The organism is Halorubrum sp. SP3 (assembly GCF_005435195.1).
Lineage (GTDB): Archaea > Halobacteriota > Halobacteria > Halobacteriales > Haloferacaceae > Halorubrum > Halorubrum sodomense.
Genome location: NZ_SGTU01000236.1, coordinates 1 through 625, shown reverse-complemented (window position 1 = coordinate 625; position 625 = coordinate 1). Strand labels below are relative to the sequence as shown.

1 pseudogene is annotated in these 625 nt (G+C 54.2%); it reads right to left on the bottom strand.

From position 1 onward, the window contains the following. Window positions 1-31 precede the first annotated feature (31 nt). Window positions 32-625 (bottom strand): annotated as a pseudogene (locus EXE42_RS16385) (hypothetical protein); the annotation flags it as partial.

The window sequence follows — 625 nt, the reverse complement described above, 5'->3', positions numbered from 1 at the left end:
AGCCAGGCGCAAAACTCCTCCGCCGGAGTTCCTACCGTAGCCAGACAGCCAGTAGCTCACCGTCTTGCTCGACTACGGGAGTAATACCATCACTTTCCGTCAGGGAAACATGTACTAACGTGTACTCGGCGACGCCAGTCGCATCTTGAACTGCTTGGTCGAGGTCATCTTCGGAAGCTAATGCGATGATTTCACTGGCCTCCTCGTACGTTACCACTTCGACGCTTTCGACCGCCTGCCCGGAGATTGCTACATTGGACTCATCTAACGGGTAATTCAGCGATCCCGGGTGTAGTAATTCATTCGCCCGTTCATACTCACCCGCTATAATCGCCTCCCAGAACTGTCGAACAACGCTCGTCGGGGTTTGCGAGGTTGTGTTCTCCGCTGTCCCGCTCTCACTATCCTCGTCATCCCCATCGCTGCTCGTATTTCCGCCGCTCTCGTCGTTACTCGTTGCTGTACCACCCTCACCATCTTGACCGTCTCCCTCACTACCCGTGTCGTCAGCTCCTCCACCAGAACACCCGGCGATCGCGACTGTACTAATAGCCCCCACACTTGCTAACAACTCTCGCCTACCTCGCATACACTCAACTGTAACTGAAATGTCTAATAGATTCTG